The sequence below is a fragment of the Leifsonia sp. SIMBA_070 genome, assembly GCF_046534635.1.
GTDB lineage: Bacteria > Actinomycetota > Actinomycetes > Actinomycetales > Microbacteriaceae > Leifsonia.
In genome coordinates, this window is record NZ_JAWRYK010001100.1 from 1 (window position 1) to 228 (window position 228).

The 228-nt window shown below is 70.2% G+C and carries 1 protein-coding gene; it reads left to right on the forward strand.

All coding sequences use genetic code 11. The features are described from left to right. The coding region (locus tag SB754_RS23540) for a PH domain-containing protein (protein WP_410784644.1) at window positions 1-228 on the forward strand (228 nt) is incomplete at both ends.

Here is a 228-nt window from a genome sequence, read left to right on the forward strand (position 1 = left end):
GTTCGGCTACGGCTATCTCGATCGTGACTCCCTTCCCGGGCAGGTCGCCGACTGGCACACTTACCTGCAGGCCGCCGTCGTCGCCGTCGCCTTGGTCCTGCTGGCCCGGTTCAGCATGCCGCCGGTGCTGCGCTGGGCCTCCGCCCGGTACATCGTGACGAACCGTCGCCTGATTCACCGGCAGGGGGTGCTGCGCCGGCGCGAACGCGAACTGGCGCTGGCCTCGGT